Origin of the sequence: Anabaena sp. AL09 (assembly GCF_001672255.1) — a bacterium.
GTDB lineage: Bacteria > Cyanobacteriota > Cyanobacteriia > Cyanobacteriales > Nostocaceae > Dolichospermum > Dolichospermum lemmermannii.
Map to the genome: position 1 here is coordinate 17415 of NZ_LJOQ01000052.1, position 21022 is coordinate 38436.

Sequence of the window (21022 nt, forward strand, 5' to 3'; positions counted from 1 at the left end):
TTTTGAAATCCTCGTTGGGGCATAAGACGTGACTGAAAAGGATTTACGCTATTCCCCCAATCGGCAAGGATTAATAATATGAATTTGTTTCGCGCAAAGGCACAAAGGAGCAAAGGCGCAAAGAATTAGAGTTTCATATTATTTTACTTTTTATTTAACATTTTTATTGGCCAAATTACGGCTTTTGCTCCTAAGATTTTGGAGTAGATTTTTCCTTGACGATCATGGATAATGAAGTTGACTGTTGCACCTGTGTCGGTTTTGCCTATGATTTCACAGGAAACATAAAAGGGGACGTTAAATGGTACTGCTAGATATTGTTCACAGTATGTTAATTGTCCTGGTAAACAAACTTCTTTATGGATATAATTTAACCATAGCCATAATGTTTGGGTACTCAAATCAATGATGTAAGGGTTGTGCCATTTGACAGGAAATTGTCCTTGTTCTTTGGCTGTGATTTCTTGCCAACAACATTCGGCTGTGAGTTTTTCTGGACTGATATTTAAAACTTTGGTAATTTTCTGGAAAGCTGGTCCATGAAATAGGGATAAATCACCATTTTGATAGAAGTCTTTGGCTGTATCAGTGACGATATTATCTTCTCTGAGATCCATTGCTTCATAAATGGGTGCTTCTGGCATATTTTTTACCAGTTTTATCAGAGAACTAAAGTGATAATGAGTTCTACCTTCGGGGGTTTTGCTCAATATTTTGGTCTGAAATTCGACAAAATCACCATCAACTTTGGCAACTTCTTGGATTTCTAGAATATGTTCTTTAGCTAAGGTAGAATTAAAGGTGATTCCTTTTAAAACTTTGAAGTCTTGGCAACTGAAATATGTGTAACCTGGATAAATTTCTTCACAGCCATTTACCATCCATGATTTAGCACAGGTTGCTGGTAAAACTGGTGAACCTGCAATTGTATGATCATGCAAAAATGGATTTTCTGCTAATGTCATTCTTCTGCGAATGCGATAGCTGCGAAGTTCTAAACCTAAAGGAGCAGGTGGTAGTTTCATGGGACTACCAATGACAACTTGTGGATGATCTTGATAGGCTGGATGTAGTTCATTAACTAACATTTGTGTCCCAACTTCTACGGGAATAATACTAATTCCTCTTTCTGCAAATGCTTTTTTTAATTGTGGTGTCACCATGCCACTATCCCAACCACCCCAGTTAATTGCCACTACATGACAATTAGGGTTATATTGTTTCATCAAATGGGCTGATTTACTGAGAATTTCATTAGCGATCGCATAATCACTTTGACCGATATTACCATAAAATCCCGTCACGGAAGAAAACAATACTAAATGTTGTAATTGCTGGGGATTAACACAAGATAGGAGATTTTCTAAACCCTGAACTTTAGCAGTGTAAACTTTCTCAAAATCATCTTCTGTCTTTTTTTCAATTAACTTATCTGCTAAGTTACCAGCACCGTGAATAATTCCGGTAATTTGCCCAACTTTATCAGAAATTTCTTGAAGTTTAGCTTGTAATTTTACAGTATCAGTGACATCAACACTAATATATTCAGCCTTTCCTCCTGTAGCTTCAATAGCTGCTAAAGTCTTCTTAATTTCCCGACTAGAATTAATCTGATTAAATATCTTTTGTACCATCATGGGTGTTGGTTTCTCACCTTGAGAAATCAAATTTTCCATAATGCGCTTTTTCAAAGCCGAATCATCTAAACAATTATGAGCATATTCTGGTTCTGTGGTAATTTCCGAACGACCTAAAAGAATAAACTTACAAGGTTGATGTTGAGCTAATTTAATAGTACATTGAGCAGTGATTCCCTTTGCGCCACCACTGACAACAAAGACAGAAGATGGGCTAACTTGAACAGTTGCAGTCATAACTATGATTTGTAGGATGTATTTGATTAATTCGTCTAAACTATGATTTATGTGATTTGTTTGATGGGGATGATTTATTGATTGATGAGAAAATAAACAAGAAATGAATCCAGTAAACTCAGCAAATAATTCAATCAAAAAAATCAAACAAATCAAACAAATCACAGTTTAGACATTACTCACTCTTCGCTACCAGCGTTACTCTTCCTTGATAACCATAACCAACTTCGCCAATATAGCGATTAGAATCGTGCAATTCAGCAACGATATATTCAGCAGATTCGTGAGGATCTAAAGTGGGATTTAGGTCAATTGCTCGGAAGAATACCTGTGGCCATTCCCAGCGCAAACTCTTCGTTAAACCAAACAAACCAGCGCCAATTGCACTAAAATTACCTTGATGTCCTAAGCCAAATTCACCGTCCAGATGGGCAACTGTGCAAAAGCTTGTTCTTCCTGCTAAAGATGCCGCATTATTCAAAGTTGTTTTCAGATGTTTTGCCATTAAAAACACTTGTTTAATAATTGCCTTTTCCGCTTCTGGATAGGAAATATGTCCAGGTTTTTCCGGTGTAAATTGAGGATGTAAGTGAATGAATGCCCCAATCGCTCCATGTTTAGTAGTCACACTTTGCAATAATAATTGCAGATGTTGTTCACTCATGTTTGCCAGTGTGACGCGGGTAACACCTGCGGGTAATGGCAATTGCGATGCAACTAATGATTGGGGGAAACTCAAAACTACTACTTTCCAACCTTGTTCTATCAGTGCATGGACTAGTTTGGTGGTAGTTAAAGAACCATCATCAGTGATTAAACCAATGTGTCCTTCGGGTAACTGCGCGTCCAAAAAATCTGGTCTGGGTAAGGTTCTTAGCTTAACTGGACGACGGGGAAGATTGATGTCGACGATAGGAGGTGGGGTTAAATCAACCACCTCTGTGGTTTCCCCCCTGAACAAGGGAGGATTAAGGGGGGTTATCTGGTTAACATCAAACTGCGGCTTTTTTTTTTCACCTCCCACCAGTGATTGGAGGTAGTTAACGATTTGCCCGATTGTCCGTAAGTCGCCTAATTCTTCAATATTGGGTTTGGGTAAGTCAGGATACGCTTCCTGCATTGCTCCCAGTATTTCTACCCGTTTGATGGAATCTATGCCTAAATCGGCTTCCATGTCCATGTCCAGTTCCAGCATTTCCACTGGATAACCTGTTTTTTCACTGGTGATGTTTAACAGGGTTTGTCCTAAATCTTGGTACTGGGGATTGGGGACTGGGGACTGGGGAACGGAAATTGATTCTGGTATTACTTCCTCTATTACCTGGGTTTGCACTTGAGGAATGATAACTGATTCAGATTTGATTTCTGCTGTTACCTGTTGTTGTCCTTGCAGATATTCGACAACTTGACCAATGGTGCGTTTTTCTGCCAGTTCTTCCAGGTTGGGTTTAGGTAAGTTGGGGTATAATTCTTGCAATCCTCCCAGAATTTCTACCCGTTTAATGGAGTCAATACCTAAGTCGGCTTCCATGTCCATATCGAGTTCTAGCATTTCGATAGGATAACCAGTTTTTTCGCTGGTGATACTTAATAGATTGTTAGCTAGATCATCCAGATTAAGACTGCTGGTTGTCGGTTCTGCTTCTGGTATGAATGCAACTGGGGACTGGGGAATAATAATTGGTTCAGGTTCAATTACTGGTAATGCTTGAGGGGGAATTATGGTGACAGTAGGAGCTACAGGTGCTTCTTCTGGAGCAGCATATATATTTGCTGGTGCTGCTGCTTGGGTATCAGAAATGAGTTGAGAATATTCTTCTTGAATGAGTTGGAAAAAGTGTTTGGTATATTCTATCTGTTCCCGCAGATATTGTTCATGAATGCGGAGAGTTTCACCTTGTTGGGAATGAAACTGCATCATGCTGCGTTCTAAGCTTTCCATGATCACTTGCTTAATTTGAGCAGCTTCAGCGGAAGATTTAGCATTAGCAAATAAGGTGTTTTGCTGCTGCATTAATTGGAAGAAGGTTTTCGCGTATTCTATCTGATGGTTAAGATATGTGCTGTGAACTTCTAAATTCTCGCTTTGGTTGTGTTGGAACTGGCTCAGAAGTGTTTCTAAGCTGGTGAGAATTTGTTGGCAATTTATCAATTTATCTGGTGTTTGCATCTTCCCTTCGAGTTGCTGCGTGAACAATTCTGAACTGGGTTCTTTTTGAGGTTCTTTTATGATGGTTGCAGTAGTAGTCATCTGTGGCTGTAACTGGGTTTCAATGAGGGGTTGTTTTTTATGTCCGTTACCGTTGCCGTTATGTCCATTAGTTGGGGGAATTTTGGCAATTACAGGGGTTTCTATTTCTAAATTTATAGACGGGTTTAGCATTGCTAAACCCCTACTGGAATCCTGAACTTCTGTTAGCGAGGCTCCTCCAGAGGAGGCACTTCTGAACTCCTGAATTCCGGAAATTTTATGTCCGTCCGCTAATGCTTCTTTAAAGGCATTTTTGGTTTTGTCGGAAATGTAGTTAATGCCAGTTAGTTTGACGCTGAGGGTCTTTTTGCTGGAAATGGGATGCAATACGGCAGGGAGTTTGTAGGGGTCAAGATTGCCCAAATTCATGCCGATAACTCGCAACTGAACTGCGGCTTCTCGCAAAGAGCGATCGCTGTTTTTAGAGGCGCTGGGATTTAGAGATATGGTAAAATGTGGGCGATCGCCTAATGTATCTTTTACCAAGTTACTTAAAACCCGTTTTGGTCCAAATTCTACGAAGCAATAACCACCAGCCCCATAGATATTTTCAATCTCTTGTTTGAACAATACAGAACTAGCCAAATGGCTTTCTAAGTTCTTTTGAATTGCCGCTGCATTTTGGGGATAATGTTTACCAGTGACATTACTAAAAACCGGAATTTGGGGATTGTGGAAAGTTACCGATTTAGTAGCAATGGCAAAGGATTTTTGCGCGAATGCTATTAATGGAGTATGGAAAGCCGCAGACACAGGCAATAAAACTGCACTATATCCTAACTTTTCGCAAGCATCTTGAACTTTTTGAATTTCTAACTTTGGTCCTGCTAAAACAATTTGGGTAGGAGAATTAAAGTTAGCAATACTTACTTTTGGAAACTGCTTCAGCACCGGTTCAATTTTGCTGATATCTTCCTTCACCGCTAACATACTACCAGCGTCATGATCTGGGTCTTTGGGTGCGGCCATTGCCTGTCCTCTAGCTTTCACCAGGAACAAATAATCAGCCTCACTCAACACTCCCGCAGCCCACAAAGCGGTTAATTCACCAAAACTATGTCCTGCGGTGAAATCTGCCTTAAACCCAGCTTGTTGCAAAATTCCATACAACCCAGCACTAAAAACCCCAATTGCCGGCTGTGCATATTCCGTTCTTTGCAAAGTTGCAACTTGGGCTTTTTTCTCAACTTCATCAAAGGTAGAATGAGGGAAAACAACTTCAGAAACTGGTTGTAAATTGCTTTGCTTGAACAGATGATCCATCTTGCCATATAACTGTCGCAAGCTGGGGAAATTCATCACCGCTTCTCTGCCCATTTCCAAGTATTGAGAACCTTGTCCAGAGAATAAAGCGACAACTTTTCCACCTAAATCCATTCCCGAAGAACGGTAATAAATACCTTGAGGATGTTCCCAAGAAATTGCATCAGGCTTACTTTTGAGTAAACCAAGACTAACTTGCAGTAACTTACAAGCTTCTTGTAAATTCTCAGATACAAAACCAATTCTTAGGGCAGTTGTAGGAATAGCTAAAGATTGACAATCTAACAATAATTGAGAATAGAATCTTTCGCCGTCGTTAGCTTGCAAATTATTTAAAGTTGCTTCTAACTTGCTAATTAATTCCGCATGAGTAGCACCAAATAATAGCACTTCACCGGCTGCACCATGTAAACGATAAGAACTTTGTTGTTCTGGTTCGTATTCTTCCAAAACAACGTGATAATTTGTGCCACCAAAACCAAAGGCACTCACCCCCGCACGTCGGGGAGTTTCACCTTCTGCCTTGATCCAAGGTCTAGTTTGAGTATTGAGATAAAACGAGGAATTTTCAATATCTAATTTGGGATTTGGTTCGGTAATATTGATGGTTGCTGGCAATACTTTATGATGCAATGCTAGGGCAGTTTTAATAAGGCTGGCTGCACCTGCGGCGGCTTTTGTATGTCCAATTTGTGATTTTACACTTCCCAAAGCAATATGTTGTTTTTGGGTGTCATGTTTACCAAAGAAATCTCTTAAAGAACTGAATTCTATGGGATCTCCTGCCATTGTTCCTGTACCGTGTGCTTCCATTAAACCCACAGTTGCCGGAGAAAATCCAGCATCATCATAAGCCCGTTCTAAGGCTTTAACTTGTCCTTCTTTTCTAGGGGCATAAATACTCTTATAACGCCCATCACTAGAAGTACCAATTCCCTTGATTACCGCATAGATTTTATCCCCATCTTTTTGGGCATCTTCTAAGCGTTTGAGGAGAATCATCCCAATCCCTTCACCTAACATCATCCCATCAGATTTAGCATCAAATGGTTTCACATTCTCGCTAGGAGTAACTGCTGGAGTTTTGCTAAATGAGATGTAAGCCATGATTGTGTTATCGGTGTCTACTCCACCGGTTAACATCATATTGCTACGGTGTTCAACTAATTCACTAATGGCCATTTTTAATGCCCCAAAGGAACTAGCACAAGCCGCATCAACTACACAGTTTGTACCGCCAAAGTTGAGACGGTTAGCAATTCTGCCAGCCACCACATTTGCTAACATTCCAGGGAAAGCATTTTCATCCCATTTCACATAAGCAGATTTGATTTTATCAACAATCTTTTTAGTATCTTCGTCAGATACACCACTGCTTTTGAGAACTTTTTCCCAAACCGGATATTCCAATCTGGCAGTTAATGGCATTCCCAATTGTTTGCCCATAGCTACACCCAAAATTACGCCGATATTTTCGCGGCTAAATTCACGGGAGTCGCTATAACCAGCATCTTCCATTGTTTCTTTAGCAACTACTAAACTTAATAGTTGAGAAACATCTGTAACTTCTAAAATACTGGGGGGAATACCAAATTCCATGGGGTTAAAATCAACTTCAGGAATAAAACCACCACGTTTACAATAGGTTTTATCTTCTGCTGTTCTCGGATTAGGATCATAGTAATCTTCTACGCTCCAATGAGTAGAAGGAACATCAGTGATACAGTCAATTTTATTAACAATATTTTGCCAGTAATCCCTTAATGTTCTCGATTGAGGCATTAAGGAAGCCATGCCAATAATAGCTATGGGAGTTGTGTGTAGTTTTCTATTAATTTCCTTAGTTGACATGGAATTTATCGAACTTTCTAGGTTTCCTGAATTCATTTTTCCTTCCTCTATAAACTTCAGCACAGCCTGTTCAAAACTATTAATTTGGGATTCTAATTCTGTCAAAGAACTATTTATCGTGTCTATCTTTTGAAGGGGGGAAGACATAGGACATAGACTAATTTTGAGTACGGTAAATTGTGCAGTAAATTAAGCTATTAGCAGATAGAATAACTATCTACATTCACCCAATCACCTCAAGTAGGTTGGGTTAAGGAACGCAACCCAACATTTCATAATTTTGTTTGGATATTACTAACCTACATTTCTTTAACACCAAGCGAACTGGCAATAGAACATACTTAATCTGAAGGATATGTATGAATACAGAAACGGTTTTATCTCTTAATCATTGAATGTTTTACCTATGGAGGAATAATGTTCTGTATGTTGATATAGCAGTTGCCAGTTTTTAAAGTCCAGGATAACCTATTTTAGATGATTTGACTGATAAAAGCTGCCAAAATCGTTACAAAATAATCAGCACTCTGTGGCAAATTCTGTGAATAGTGAAAAAATACTTAAACAGCTTTTCAATAGTCTAGCAGTTTGTAACTTAGTGAGATGCAAAACCCCGGTTTATCAAAGAATAGGTTTTGTTTCTTTAGGCAATTCTGCTGTACAAAGCTGAGTGGATTTTAGTATTTCTTCTGTTTATAGAAATAAACTCAACAATTTATTTTTCATTCATAAATGTTGAATTAATAAAAAGACTAGCACAGCTTATGAAAATGGAATAGTTCATTTTTGCTAATTTTTGGAGGAAAATATTTGTTAATTGATCTCCTTTTAAATAAAACATAATTAGTTGAGTATAATCTAGAACTAAATTTGTGAATAACATATCTTGGGTAATTACGGATTCAACATCAATCTTTTCCTGATAATTCAGGGATTTTATCTAAATTGTCTCATAAGTAACTAATCAATAAATATACAATAGAAATATTTGCACATAATTGGGTGTTTTTTGAGCAAACTATCATAATCAAGTCTTGGTTTTTGATGAATTTATAAGATAACTCACCTTTTCTAGACAATTGGTTATTTATAAACCAAACATTAATTTGTTGGATGTTGAACACTAACCTGTAAACATATCAATTGTGATGAAATATGGACAATTTGTATTTATTTACGAGAATTTGCTAAAAAAAATACAGATTTTTAGATTAATTTATGAGTAATTAAATATAGTATGTAGTCAAGGATTTTATTAATTAAAGCAACTAAATCTAGTTGACAATATCAAAGTTATTTGGGATAATTGCAGAGAAGTTTATTCATTCCCCAAGTTATTAGCATCATCACCACTTGGGAATTGAAGATTTTTATTTCTCCCTAGAGCTATCGTATTTTAGGCTACTTAATTAAATGCCAATTCAAGATAAAACTGATAGCATAGTGTGGCGTTCCTCATGGATGATTAGAAGTAAAAACACCGCTAATTTAGGTATTTATAACAGCTAAAATGCTGACAACAATTCATACATAAATAATTAGACATATCTCTTTTATAAAAGTAACAGAGAATCCGTCTATAACCATTACGAGTATTTTCCGACATAACACCATTGGAATAAAAATATGGCAGTAAATAAAGAACGCCAATTATTCAACCTAACTGCGTTAAAGTGGAGAATAATTCTGGCAACTTCTCTAACTTTCTCTACGGGTTTAGTATCTTTATACATTTTTCATCAATTAAAGATAAATTCCCAGACTCAATCTTCTGCTATTGCTCCCATTATTAAATCTCAACCCATTCCCGTTAAAGTTGCCGTAACTGCTTTAGGAAGATTGCAACCACAAGATAAAATTACTTATTTATCTGCTCCTAATTCTATCAATGGTGTACGAGTAGAAAAACTGTTGGTCAAGGAAGGAGATGATGTTAAAAAAGGACAAGTATTAGCTTATCTAGAAAACTATGCTCGTTCTCAAGCAGCTATCCAACAGGCATTTGATAAATTGTTAATTGCCAGAACTAAACTTGCACAGGTACAAGCTGGAGCCAAAACTGGAGATATCAATGCTCAAAAAGCCACAATTACCAGGTTAAATTCTCAATTTAAAGGAGACATTGCGGCTCAAGCAGCAACAATTAACCGCATTCGGGCTGAAGTTGAAAATGCTCAAAAAGAGAGTAATCGCTATCGGCAATTATCAAAAGACGGTGCTGTTTCTGCTTCTGTTTTTGATAGTAAAAATTTAGTTCTCAAAACTACACAACAGCAGTTAAAAGAAGCTGAAGCTACTCTCAAACGGACACAAGATACTTTCCAAGATCAAATCAAAGAAGGAAAATCCAAACTTAATAGTATTAAAGAAGTTAGAACCGTAGATGTAGAGTTAGCAAAAAGTGAAATCAAAAGCGCGGAAACGGCAGTGCAACAAGCCAAAGCTGACCATGATTTAACTTACATTGCTGCTACTATAAATGGTACAGTTTTGCGAATTAATGCCAGAAATGGCGAAGTAATTGGTACTTCCGGTTTTGCAGAAATTGGCAATACATCAAAAATGCAAGTTCTAGCAGAAGTGTATCAAACTGATATTCAAAATGTTCGAGTTGGACAAAAAGCTATCATTACCAGCACCACATTTCCCGGCAAATTACAAGGAACTGTCCGAGAAGTTGGTTGGCAAGTTAATAAACAAGGTATCTTTAGTATTAATCCCAATTCTGATGCAGACCGCAGAGTAATTGAAGTCAAAATATCTATTGATAATCCCACCGATAGTCAAAAGATATCGAGATTAACTAACTTGCAAGTTGATGTTGCAATCCAGATTTAGTGATTGGTTATTAGTGATTAGTGATTAGTTATTGGTTATTTTCTACAACTGACAACTGACAACTGACAACTAACAACTGACAACTAACAACTAACAACTAACAACTAACAATTAATATGAATTTCAAAATTCCTTTGGGGTGGCTACAGCTTGTCCAGCAGAAACTTCGTTTTGTGATAGCTGTAGCCGGAATTGGCTTTATTGTGCTGTTAATGTTTATCCAACTTGGTTTTCAAGATGCACTATATTCTAGCGCCACAGCACTACATCAACGATTGCATGGTGATTTATTTTTAGTTAGTTCTCAATACAAATCTTTGACAGCAATTCAAAGTTTTTCTCGCACTCGGTTATACCAAACTTTAGGGTTTGATGGTGTTGATTCAGTTAGTTCAATTTATTTGCAATTTGCAAAGTTAAAAAATCCCGTTAGTGGTGAAAAATATTCAATTTATGTCATTGGTTTTGACCCTGGAAAATCCGTGCTAGATATTCCAGAAGTTCAACAAAATTTGGATAAACTCAAAATCTCTGATGTCATGCTATTTGATAGAGATGCCCGTCCAGAATTTGGACCAATAGCAGAATTATTTAATCAAGGAAATACTGAACAGCCAATTGAAATATTTCCCTTTGATGCTGTCAAAGGTTATCGAGTCAGAGTTGGTGGTTTATTTAGTTTAGGGCCTTCCTTTGGTGTAGATGGTAATTTAATTGTGAGCGATTCGACTTTTTTAAGAATAAATCCCAATAGCCGTCCAGTTGAAAAAATAGATATGGGGGTAATTAAACTCAAAGACGGTGCTGATATAAAACAGGTTTTAGCCAATTTAAAAGCCAATCTACCAAATGATGTAAAAATATTCACTCGTCAAGAATTTATTGATTTTGAAAAACAATATTGGTCAGTCAGAACCCCCATTGGTTTTATTCTGAACTTGATGCTAATTATGGCTTCTGTAGTCGGTGTGGTAATTGTTTACCAAATTTTGTATAGCAATATCGCCACCCAATTTATTGCCTACGCAACTTTAAAAGCTATTGGTTATGCTAATGGATATTTATTAAATGTTGTTTTTCAACAAGCATTAATCTTAGCATTATTAGGTTATATTCCTGGCTTTATTGTTTCCATTGGTTTGTATGATTTTGCGATGAAAGCAACTAAATTACCGATCATAATGACAAGTAATAATGCCTTACTTGTTCTGGTATCTACAGTCTTAATTTGCATCACCTCTGGAGCGTTAGCTATTAATAAACTCCGTTCTGCTGATCCGGCTGATAGTTTCTAGAGATTTGTTGCATTAAAATTTATCAAATTCTGCCAAATATTCTCTAGACTAAAACCAACTAAAGATAGAAGTTTAATGTTATTAACAACAGTAGAATTCTCTGGCAAGTACAACAGTTCCTAGTTGCATTTAATCGCAATTTTTTAACTTAGATTGTATAACTTTTTCATTACCGAACACTTATCTATATCCCCATGAACTTCCAAAACAAAACTCTGCTGATTACTGGAATTGACGAATTTATTGGTTTACGTGCAGCCGAATTAGCCATAGCGCAAGGCATGAAAGTTAAAGGTATCCAAAGTTCTCAAGTTAAAGATCAAACAGCCCAAAAGTTAGGTGTAGAAATTTTCGTTGGTAATATCACTGACCCGGCAATTTGCTCAAAAGCTTGTCAGGGAGTAGATATAGTTTTACACAATGCTCAACTTGCCGAAGAAGCCGGGGATATTAAGCATTTTCGAGAAATAAATGTTAGCGGTACTATAAACATCGCTAAGGCTGCTAAACAAGCTGGTGTCAAAACATTTGTTCATCTTTCTACTGCTTTAGTATATGGATTTGATTACTCAGATAAAGTTACAGAATCAGGTGTGCTTTCTGGTGAAAACAATGCTTATTGTCAAACAAAAATTGAAGCAGAAATCGAAGTTTTAAAACTTAATAATGCTCCAGAATTTGGAGTAATTGTTATTCGGGCTGGAGATGTTTATGGGCCAGGAAGTCTTCCTTGGATTGTGCGGCCAATTCAGATGATGCGACAAAAATTATTTGCCTATGCTAATGAAGGCAAGGGTGTGATGAATCATCTATATGTAGATAACCTAATTGATGCCATCTTTTTAGCCATAGAAAAATCAGCTTATGGAGAGGTTTTTAACATTACCGACGGTAAAGAAACTTCCTGGAAAGAGTATTTTATTCATCTCGCTTCATTGGAAAATTTACCAGCACCAATGTCTTTACCTAAAGAGGAAATGAAATTATTTTTGAAAGTGCGTCTTCAGGGGCAAAAACTATTTCGTAAAAAAGCTGATATTCTCCCAGAATCAGTTGATTTTATGAGTCGTCCTTATGCCTATTCTATTGCAAAGGCGCAAAATATTTTGAATTATCAAGCAAAAATTGATTTAGCAGAAGGAATGCGCCGCACCAATGAATGGTTGCAAAAAACTGACATTCAAAAACTGATGAAATAACGATTAGATTTGAGGCATTTGTAATTACATTAAACTTATTGTCAGGAAAATATTGATCTATGTTGAAAATATTCCAAGTTAGTAACTTCTTGCTTGCTACTTTACTAACTATCAGCTTCGCCGACATAGCTTATGCTGAATCAACAACATCTTTAACTGTTGTTGTTAATGGCATTCGTAATAAAACAGGGGAAATTTGTATGAGAGTTTATAACTCTGAAAAAGGATTTCCCGATAATGCTAAAAGTGAAGTTAAAAGCGGTTGTACTCAAATTACAGGCAATTCCGTAAAGCAGGTATTTTCTGGATTGAAACCTGGTACTTATGCTGTAGCTGTAGTTGATGATCAAAATGGTGATCACAAACTCAATAAAGACTTTTTTGGCATTCCTCAAGAGGGTTTTGGGATTTCTAAAAATCCTCCTGTTTCTATCAGCACGGGAACACCTAAGTTCAATAATGCCAGTTTTCAAGTTGACAAGAATACTAGCATTAATATCTTTTTAAAGTATTCTCTTGATCCTTAATTGAGAATTTACAATTAGGAATTAGGATTTACAGCAGATTTCGCTCTAATGAGGTACAAACTTGAATTATAAAATTCTTGTAGTGCGCGCATCTTGCCCGCTACATAAGTACCTCCTAACACCGGAAAGTGCTGTATACTTAATTCCTTCTTTCTTCTTTCTTCTTTCTCCCGACTCCTTTCTAAGACTATAGAAATAATGCCAGATTTTATGATATTTCTATCTAAGTCTTTGTTCGGTTGGCTGGTAATTCAAACTTGTTTAACGTTAGTATTTTTATGGTATTTACGTTCACACAAACCCAAATCATTACCAGATGAACAGTTACCAAAAACGGCAGTAATTCTCTGTTTACGGGGTGCTGATCCTTTTTTACCTAATTGTTTGCGATCGCTTTTACAACAAAATTACCCAGAATATGATTTAAAGCTAATCATTGATAGTAAAGAAGATCCAGCTTTTAAAATTGCCACCGAAACCATCAATCAACTGGGTGCAACTAACGTCGAAATTAGCACATTAAGAGCAGTTCGTCATAATTGTAGTCTTAAATGTAGTTCCTTAGTTCAAGCTGTTTCTGATTTGGATAATGCCTATCCAATTATAGCTTTTATAGATGCTGATACCGTAGCTCATCCTAATTGGTTACGAGAATTAGTTACCCCTCTCATTGATGATCAAGTTGGACTTACAACCGGAAATCGTTGGTATGTTCCCACAGGTAATTATTGGGGTTCATTAGTTCGCTACTCCGGTAACGTTTCCACCGTAGTGCAAATGTTTCTCTTTCAAATTCCCTGGGGTGGAACATTAGCAATCAAAACAGAAGTATTAAACCGCATCAAACTTTTGGATAAGTGGGGGGAAGTATTAACAGATGATATGCTTCTCCATAAACTTATCAAGCAAGAAAAGTTGCAAATCAAATTTATTCCTTCTTTATTGATGCTAAATCGGGAAGAAAGTAGTCTACGTAACTTACTAGAATCATTAAAAAGGTTAATAATTGGTTCTAAACTTTATCATCCCCGGTGGTTAGCCATAATCAGTGAAGCATATTCTAGTATCATCGTCCCCAATGTAGTCATCATCGTGATTTTCCAGCTATTGCTGGAGGCTCAATGGGACGCTGCGGCTTTACTATTTTCCGTCTATATCTCCTACACCATTGGCTTAGTTTTACTAATGCTATTGATGGAATTTGGCATACATCAAGTGCTGCACAATCAAGGTGAAAAAATACCAAAATTGTCACCTTTAATCATCCTGAAAATGTTGATAGTTATTCCCCTAACACAATGGATTTACGGGTTAACAATATTATCTTCTTTGTGGGTATCAACAATTACTTGGCGTGGACTTACTTATCGCATTAAAGGGCGTGAAAATATTCGGTTAATTGAATACCGTCCTTACCAATGGCTAGATCAACCAATTGATCCCAAAACATCTCTTTAAGTAATATTCCTCAGTCAACCAAATGTAGGTTGGGTTGAGAAAACCCAACATATCTATTTAAGAGAATGGGAGAATTTTAGATTTTCTATTTCACTTCAACATCTAAAATCCCCAATTCAACAATTATTATAAACCAGCGCATCAGTAATCTATTTTTGCAGAAAATATTCCTCAAAATCATGAAAAATAAACCTCTTCGCATTGCCTTATTTACAGGATTATATGCTCCATTTTTAACAGGAGTTTCTGTCGCTGTTCATCAACGAGTTCACTGGCTATTAAAACAAGGACATGAAGTTTTTTTAATCCACCCAGAAATCAATAATAAATATCCTAAACAAGTGGGAAATCGTCCCATGTCGGGAATAGAAGAACTAGAAACTTTTATTAATTTTTCCTCCTATTCATTTCCGACAGAACCACTTATATTTTATAAATCTTTACCCCAACCACTAAGTCATCGTCATTGGAGTGATACAAAACTACTTAATCACTTTCAACCCGATATTATTGTTGTCGAAGAAGCCCCACAAATGAGAGGTTTATATTCTGGCTTCTTACAAGGTTATGGGCGTTCTGTAGGAGTACAATATGCCAAAAAAACAAAGACACCCATTATTTCAATTTTCCATACAGATATCATTGCCTATATCCAATATTATTTTGGGAATACATTCTTTAACTTAGTTCGTCCCCTGCTCCCACTTTTAGTTAAACAATTTAGTGAAACTTACGATTTAAGTTTATTCTCTTCCCGCGAACAATTAACTAAATACCAAAAACTCAAAGCGCAACGCAGCGAATATTTACCCTATCAAGGAATTGATTGCGAAAAATTTCATCCTCGCAATATTTGTTATGATCCAATTCCTAATGATAAACGCCCAACTATTTTATTTGTGGGACGCATTACCCCAGAAAAAAATGTCAATCAACTTTTAGACATTTATCCCCTCATTGCTGCCAAAATTCCCGATGTCCATTTAGTAATTGTGGGTAGCGGTCCTTTAGATGCAGAAATTCGCCGTCGGGCTGAAAAATTCCCCAATGGTGTCACAATTTGGGGTGAATCTCATGGTAAAGAACTTTTAGGTTGGTTTGCAAAAGCAGATATATTTGTCAACCCTTCTGTCACCGAAAATTTCTGTACCACAACCAACGAAGCCTTAGCTTCTGGAACTCCCGTAGTGGCTGTTGTTGCCCCTTCAACCGCTGAACAGGTAATTTCTGGAGTGAATGGTTTTCTAGCTGCACCTAATAGCCCTGAAGACTTTGCTCAAAAGGTAATTACCATTCTGGAAAATCCTGATCTTAAAAATCAATTAACTGCACAAGCACGTCTTTCAATTCTGGAATTTGATTGGTCAGCTTGTACCCAAAAGTTTGAAAATAAGCTTTACGAATTAGTTAATATCCGTCGAAAGATAGATATCTAATGGAGAATTTAAAAAATGCCAACTTGGCTACTGAGATAAAAAGACCTCTGCTAGAGTATTTAAGTAGTTGACCTGTGGGCTTTTAGGTTCTTAGTTTGAGATGCTGACAAAGCCAGCTTGTGATCAGTCTAAAGATTGCCTACTCCAGCTGATCACAAGATTGCTATTGTTCTCAATCGTTCCTAAAACTCTTTATACCTCAGAAGTTTTACTTCTGGGGTTTTTGTTTTTATAGAAACACTTGGTAAGCGAAAAACTCAGTGGCTAATTTTCAACCCAAACATACTAATTATAAACTAGAATTTAAACCCACACGGAAAGTAAAACCAGGGCTATAAATCCGATTAACTCGTTCATATTGTTCACCCAGAATATTTTCTAGGTAAAAAGTTAGTCCCAAATTTTTACTGACAGGAATCCGGCCACTAAAATCTAAATTAAAGAAAGACGGTGCAAAATCTGTACTTCTTTCTCCCGGTAGATTTCTACTAAAAACAGAACGACGAGAACCACTATTATAAGTAGCATATAAATTGCCTTGCCACCCATTGTTTTGATAACCAATTCCAGTTTGCAGCAAAGAGTAAGGAATTAACCCTAACTGTAATCCTTTTTCAGTGCCAGTTTTGATTTGAGCATCTGTATAAGTGTAGTTGAGAAAAGTTGACCACTCACGGGCAATTTTTAATTGCAATGCAGCTTCTAAACCATTAGTATCAACTAAACCAATATTTTGCCATTTCCCATTAATTACGCCCAAACGATTATCTAAACTATTCCCAAAATAAGTAAATTTTCCTAACAATTTTTCCGACAATCTCATATCTATTCCCGCAGTCCAAGTAGAACCAATTTCTGGTTTTAAATCTGGGTTAGGATTCCAATTATGAACCGTATCAAAAACATATAATTGATCCAACCCAGGATTGCGCTGCGCCCCCGCCCAACTTCCACGCAATGCAATAGCTGGATTAACAGCATAACTTAAACCAAAACTAGGATGAAAATAATTCCCAAATTGGCTATCAAAGTTTTGTCTTACTCCTAAATCAGTTTGGAAAGCATCGCTAATTTTCCAAGTATTCACAGCAAATAAAGCCGTATTTAAAACACTTCTATCTTCTTTTTCGTTTTTAGAAATTAGGTCAGGATTTGTACTAATAACATCACCAATTAAATCAGTATTTTTTAAGTCCAACCCCCATCGTAATTGATTATTTGGAGTAATTTTCCATTCATGATCTATCCGAGTTTTGAATTGTTGAGTATCTAAAATTCCGGTTCTGTAAAATGTTGCCCCAGTTGGTCCATAAGTGCTAAAATAGTCTCGGTTATAACCCAATGTAGTTGTTAAATTAGAATTTTCTTCCTTACCAAGTCGAGTTTTCCAAGATAAGCCAAGATTTAAACCATCATGATCTAATCGGTCTTTTTGTAAAGGGAAACCGAAATAAATTAACCCCCGACGACTACTAAGTGTAGTTACATCTAAATTCAAAGAGTTTTTAGGATCTAAATCTATTCCGACACTACCAAAATAAGTGCTTGTAGCTGTATCAGCATTAAATAAATATCCCTGGGTATCACGATTTGCTGCACCAACAGGAACAAGATAACGGTTATCTATGAAAAATCTTTCAAAGCTAAAATTGTATTTAACTTTATTCGTTGAACCCCCATAAGTTACCTGTTGATTATTTAAATTTAATGAGCCAAATTCTGCACTACCAGTTAATTTAGGTTTACCATAACCTTCTTTAGTAATGATATTGACAACTCCGCCAAAGGCTGAAGAACCATATAAAGAAGAAGCCGTACCGCTATATAATTCAACTCTTTCAATAGCCTCTACAGGAATACTATTTAAATCAGTTCCTCCATGATATGTATTGATATTCGTATTGATTTGTCTGCCATTAATCAGAAATACAGACTGATTAATTGAAGCTCCTCGATAGTATGTACCTGTGTGAATATCTGCACCATGTCCAACATCATTGATAGCAAAACCGGGCATTTTTTTTAAAACATCAGCAACGCTAGTTGCACCCTGTTTTTGAATTTCTGCTTTTTCAATTACATAAGTAGGAGTAGATTCGGGAAGAATATCTTTTTCGCCAATGGTTTCTATAGATATATCCGGATCATTTGTAGGATTTAAATCTGGTTCTGGTGTAGGTTCTTGTTTAACTTCATTTACTGCTGGTTGTTGAGTTAATAATTCAGCATTTGTGGTGGGTAATTCGATTTCATTTAAACTAGGAATATCTGAATTTACTGCATTTTTATTATTTTGATTATCAGCAGCCACGACAGGAACAACTACCAGTAAACTTAGTAAAGAAACTGGCAGAAAAAAACAACTCTTATTCATATTTCTGAACTCACACCCGGTAACAACAATTACTGATTATGATTTTCTCGTATTAATAGCAACAATGTCAAAAGACAAGCTGTCATATTTGTTTGCAGACAAAAAACAAAGCATGAAGCTGATTATTTTCTGCCTCATGCTTTATTTATTTAAACTCCCCAGGCCGGATTCGAACCAGCGACCAATCGATTAACAGTCGATCGCTCTACCACTGAGCTACTGAGGAACGCTCTTAACTTTAGCTATAATAAACCGAAATCCAAATTAATGCAAGTGGTTTTGGCAAAATTTTTTAAATTTTTTTTGGTTGCTGCTGAAACCTCTCACTTTTAATACCCCAAACCCTTTCCAGCAGCGACATTCAGAGATTTATCAATTATAAAATCTATAATCCCATGCGTAATTCCGTTAGTCTTTGTCTGGCTTTAGCATCAATTCCATTCATCAGAAATCTACTTTTAGGTTGTTTCTGTGACTGATACCTATGGCGCATCCGACAAACAGTAGTTTCCACTTCACCGCATAGCTGATGCGCTGACAACCATTCCGCACCATACCCTTGAACTGTTAACTGCTGCGCCCGATCTGATGTAGCGACAATCATGCGAGAAAGTAAAGATTGGGCTATTTGGTGACGGAGAGACGCACAGGTTTTTTCGATATATGTGTCTGCGGTCTGGCCAAAATCCGTATAATGTACTGTTAAAAAATCTGTAATAGTTTCTCTGTTGCTAGGAGTGTTTTGATATTGAGCATCAAACACTACCTGAGTGTCATAACCTTGGAAAGCACTATAATTAGTCATTGCTTCCACCAACTCACCCCGTGCAGCCTCAAGTCCGGCATAATCACGGGTTTTTATCAAGCAAGGCCAAGCGCCTATAATATTGTAACCGTCTACTAAGAGAACGGCCGGGACTATGGAACGAGACATGGTTTTTAATCACAATTATCTAGAGTTAACAAAAATCATTCATAAGACTTATATTAAATGAAGCATTGCTTGTAACCCCATGTTACAAAGAATAAAAAATGCTTCTTTCAATCAAAAATAGACCCTAAGATAGAAGCCATAATTCCGGAAATACCCCTAAAAATCAGGCTTCCTGAAGTTGTTTTCTCTAAAAAAATATTTTTTCCCAATCTGCAAAATTTTATATTTCGCTATATTAAAAAACCAGATACCTATACAGCATCCTGTATTCTGGCATCTGGTCAAAAATTTCTCAAAATGAGGGCTTTTACTTCTTCTTTTTTCTTCTTTCTTCTTTCTTCTTCTTTTTTCTGACTCCTGACTCGGTGACTCCTGACTCGGTGACTCCTACTAAACCTAATGGTGTACTTGAATTAATCGCTGTTTGAGCCGTTCTGCTTCACCAGAATCAACTAAACAACCTTTTTCCAATAAAAAAGCACCATCACAGTAATTTAACTCTTCTAACCGATGAGTTACCCACAAAGCCGTAATCCCGCGACTTTTAACTAAATTACGCACACTAGCGACTAAATCGAGTTGACTATCTGGATCTAGTAAAGCAGTGGGTTCATCTAATAATAAAACATCACAGTGACGAGCGATCGCTCCAGCAATAGCCACCCGTTGTTTTTGTCCCCCAGAAAGGGCGTAAATAGGTCGTCGCTGTAGAGACAATAAATTTACTGCCCCTAAAGCTTCCTCAACCCTAGCCTTCACCATAGCAGGTTGTAACTTTTCCGCCACCAAACCAAAAGCCACATCTGCACCAACCGTTGGCATGACCAATTGATGATCAGGATTTTGGAACACAAAACCAACAGGAGGTGAAACCATAACTTCCCCAGATTGAGGAGCTAACAAACCTGCTATTAATCTCAGAAGCGTAGATTTACCACTGCCGTTTGTCCCCAAAAGCATCCAAAACTCACCTTTAGGTACTTGAAGAGAGCAAGATTTGATCACTTGCTCCCCATTAGGCCAAAAGAAGTTTAAATCATTAACTTCGATGCCTACTGCTGTCATGTTTATACCTTGAGTTATTCAGCAGTAAAAGCAGCAAAGCCAGGTGGTTTACCACTGCTAGTAGCTGCACTATCTTTTTGGATAATCTGGACTCCCGAAATTTCACTAGCACGAACAGCAATTTTTTTCTCTGTTTTGCCTTCGCAATTGAGTTCCACAAGATCAGGATTGCCAGAGCGCATGGCCGCCAAAATTAGCTGATAAACAGCTTCGGCATCTTCAGTAGACTTGCGTTGTACTGATATAGGGAAAGCAGTATTTCTGATGCTTAAGTCAATGGTAAACATTTAGAATTAATGAATTTTCACTTTAAAACCCATTCTAGCGTCATTAGTCAGTTGTCAGTTGCTAAGAAATTTTTCCCTACTTTCCTACCTTCCAATTCTCAAATAAAATTTTCTTTCTAGCGCACTAGCAAAATTAGAGATTTTCACCTATTATGATAGAGAGCGTAAAAAATTGTAAACTAGATTGACAATCTGGTTAATTTTGTGTAGGCGGCTCATATTCGCCATCTATAAACGCATAAAATCCGTAATTATAAAACATTTTGGAGATTTGCTCTCATGACCATCGCAGTTGGACGCGCCCCCAGTAGAGGGTGGTTTGACGTATTAGACGACTGGCTAAAGCGCGATCGCTTCGTATTCGTAGGTT

Annotated in this window: 12 protein-coding genes and 1 tRNA gene; 6 read left to right on the top strand and 7 right to left on the bottom strand. The window is 37.0% G+C overall.

The features are described from left to right. Nucleotides 1-143 precede the first annotated feature (143 nt). Together AN490_RS10370 and AN490_RS10375 are read right to left on the bottom strand one after the other, a co-directional pair. Nucleotides 144-1874 carry an SDR family NAD(P)-dependent oxidoreductase gene (locus tag AN490_RS10370; protein WP_300002738.1) on the bottom strand — a complete coding sequence of 577 codons (1731 nt, stop codon included), beginning with the start codon at nucleotides 1872-1874 and terminating at the stop codon, nucleotides 144-146. Nucleotides 1875-2049: 175 nt separating this feature from the next. Beyond that, the gene (locus tag AN490_RS10375; protein ID WP_300002741.1) at nucleotides 2050-7386 is read right to left on the bottom strand and encodes a type I polyketide synthase; all 5337 of its coding nucleotides are present in this window, start codon (nucleotides 7384-7386) and stop codon (nucleotides 2050-2052) included. A 1479-nt stretch (nucleotides 7387-8865) separates the two neighbouring features. On the opposite strand from AN490_RS10375, the gene AN490_RS10380 reads away from it, so the two are divergent. The 6 genes from AN490_RS10380 (at nucleotide 8866) to AN490_RS10405 (ending at nucleotide 15992) form a co-directional block, all read left to right on the top strand. Beyond that, a complete protein-coding gene (locus tag AN490_RS10380; protein WP_168695369.1) occupies nucleotides 8866-10077 on the top strand; it encodes an ABC exporter membrane fusion protein in 1212 nt (403 codons plus the stop codon). Nucleotides 10078-10193: 116 nt separating this feature from the next. Beyond that, the gene (devC, locus tag AN490_RS10385; RefSeq protein ID WP_213717111.1) at nucleotides 10194-11372 is read left to right on the top strand and encodes an ABC transporter permease DevC; all 1179 of its coding nucleotides are present in this window, start codon (nucleotides 10194-10196) and stop codon (nucleotides 11370-11372) included. Between the two features lie 194 nt (nucleotides 11373-11566). Further along, a complete protein-coding gene (locus AN490_RS10390) occupies nucleotides 11567-12571 on the top strand; it encodes an NAD(P)-dependent oxidoreductase (RefSeq protein WP_168695368.1) in 1005 nt (334 codons plus the stop codon). A gap of 59 nt (nucleotides 12572-12630) precedes the next feature. Beyond that, nucleotides 12631-13098, top strand: a complete 468-nt coding sequence (locus AN490_RS10395; RefSeq protein ID WP_300002748.1) for a DUF2141 domain-containing protein — start codon at nucleotides 12631-12633, stop codon at nucleotides 13096-13098. A gap of 198 nt (nucleotides 13099-13296) precedes the next feature. Beyond that, nucleotides 13297-14556, top strand: a complete 1260-nt coding sequence (locus tag AN490_RS10400) for a glycosyltransferase family 2 protein (RefSeq protein ID WP_300002751.1) — start codon at nucleotides 13297-13299, stop codon at nucleotides 14554-14556. A 179-nt stretch (nucleotides 14557-14735) separates the two neighbouring features. Next, nucleotides 14736-15992 carry a glycosyltransferase gene (locus tag AN490_RS10405; RefSeq protein ID WP_300002754.1) on the top strand — a complete coding sequence of 419 codons (1257 nt, stop codon included), beginning with the start codon at nucleotides 14736-14738 and terminating at the stop codon, nucleotides 15990-15992. Nucleotides 15993-16281: 289 nt separating this feature from the next. Here AN490_RS10405 and AN490_RS10410 read toward each other — a convergent pair whose 3' ends face one another. From AN490_RS10410 to AN490_RS10430, 5 genes are all read right to left on the bottom strand, one after another. Continuing rightward, nucleotides 16282-18366, bottom strand: a complete 2085-nt coding sequence (locus tag AN490_RS10410; RefSeq protein WP_300002757.1) for a TonB-dependent receptor — start codon at nucleotides 18364-18366, stop codon at nucleotides 16282-16284. Nucleotides 18367-18520: 154 nt separating this feature from the next. Next, a tRNA-Asn gene (locus tag AN490_RS10415) sits at nucleotides 18521-18592 on the bottom strand. 159 nt (nucleotides 18593-18751) lie between these two features. Next, the gene (locus AN490_RS10420; protein WP_015081086.1) at nucleotides 18752-19300 is read right to left on the bottom strand and encodes an NYN domain-containing protein; all 549 of its coding nucleotides are present in this window, start codon (nucleotides 19298-19300) and stop codon (nucleotides 18752-18754) included. Between the two features lie 396 nt (nucleotides 19301-19696). After that, nucleotides 19697-20365 carry an ABC transporter ATP-binding protein gene (locus AN490_RS10425; protein ID WP_271820359.1) on the bottom strand — a complete coding sequence of 223 codons (669 nt, stop codon included), beginning with the start codon at nucleotides 20363-20365 and terminating at the stop codon, nucleotides 19697-19699. A gap of 14 nt (nucleotides 20366-20379) precedes the next feature. Then, nucleotides 20380-20652, bottom strand: coding sequence for a hypothetical protein (locus AN490_RS10430; RefSeq protein ID WP_148766177.1), 273 nt, complete (start codon nucleotides 20650-20652; stop codon nucleotides 20380-20382). Nucleotides 20653-21022: the final 370 nt, after the last annotated feature.

Coding starts and splice junctions, on each gene's coding strand:
- AN490_RS10390 (WP_168695368.1), top strand. CDS start 11,567: ATGAACTTCCAAAACAAAACTCTGCTGATTACTGGAATTGACGAATTT.
- AN490_RS10405 (WP_300002754.1), top strand. CDS start 14,736: ATGAAAAATAAACCTCTTCGCATTGCCTTATTTACAGGATTATATGCT.
- AN490_RS10400 (WP_300002751.1), top strand. CDS start 13,297: ATGCCAGATTTTATGATATTTCTATCTAAGTCTTTGTTCGGTTGGCTG.
- AN490_RS10395 (WP_300002748.1), top strand. CDS start 12,631: ATGTTGAAAATATTCCAAGTTAGTAACTTCTTGCTTGCTACTTTACTA.
- AN490_RS10430 (WP_148766177.1), bottom strand. CDS start 20,652: ATGTTTACCATTGACTTAAGCATCAGAAATACTGCTTTCCCTATATCA.
- AN490_RS10410 (WP_300002757.1), bottom strand. CDS start 18,366: ATGAATAAGAGTTGTTTTTTTCTGCCAGTTTCTTTACTAAGTTTACTG.
- devC (WP_213717111.1), top strand. CDS start 10,194: ATGAATTTCAAAATTCCTTTGGGGTGGCTACAGCTTGTCCAGCAGAAA.
- AN490_RS10380 (WP_168695369.1), top strand. CDS start 8,866: ATGGCAGTAAATAAAGAACGCCAATTATTCAACCTAACTGCGTTAAAG.
- AN490_RS10375 (WP_300002741.1), bottom strand. CDS start 7,386: ATGTCTTCCCCCCTTCAAAAGATAGACACGATAAATAGTTCTTTGACA.
- AN490_RS10425 (WP_271820359.1), bottom strand. CDS start 20,365: ATGACAGCAGTAGGCATCGAAGTTAATGATTTAAACTTCTTTTGGCCT.
- AN490_RS10370 (WP_300002738.1), bottom strand. CDS start 1,874: ATGACTGCAACTGTTCAAGTTAGCCCATCTTCTGTCTTTGTTGTCAGT.
- AN490_RS10420 (WP_015081086.1), bottom strand. CDS start 19,300: ATGTCTCGTTCCATAGTCCCGGCCGTTCTCTTAGTAGACGGTTACAAT.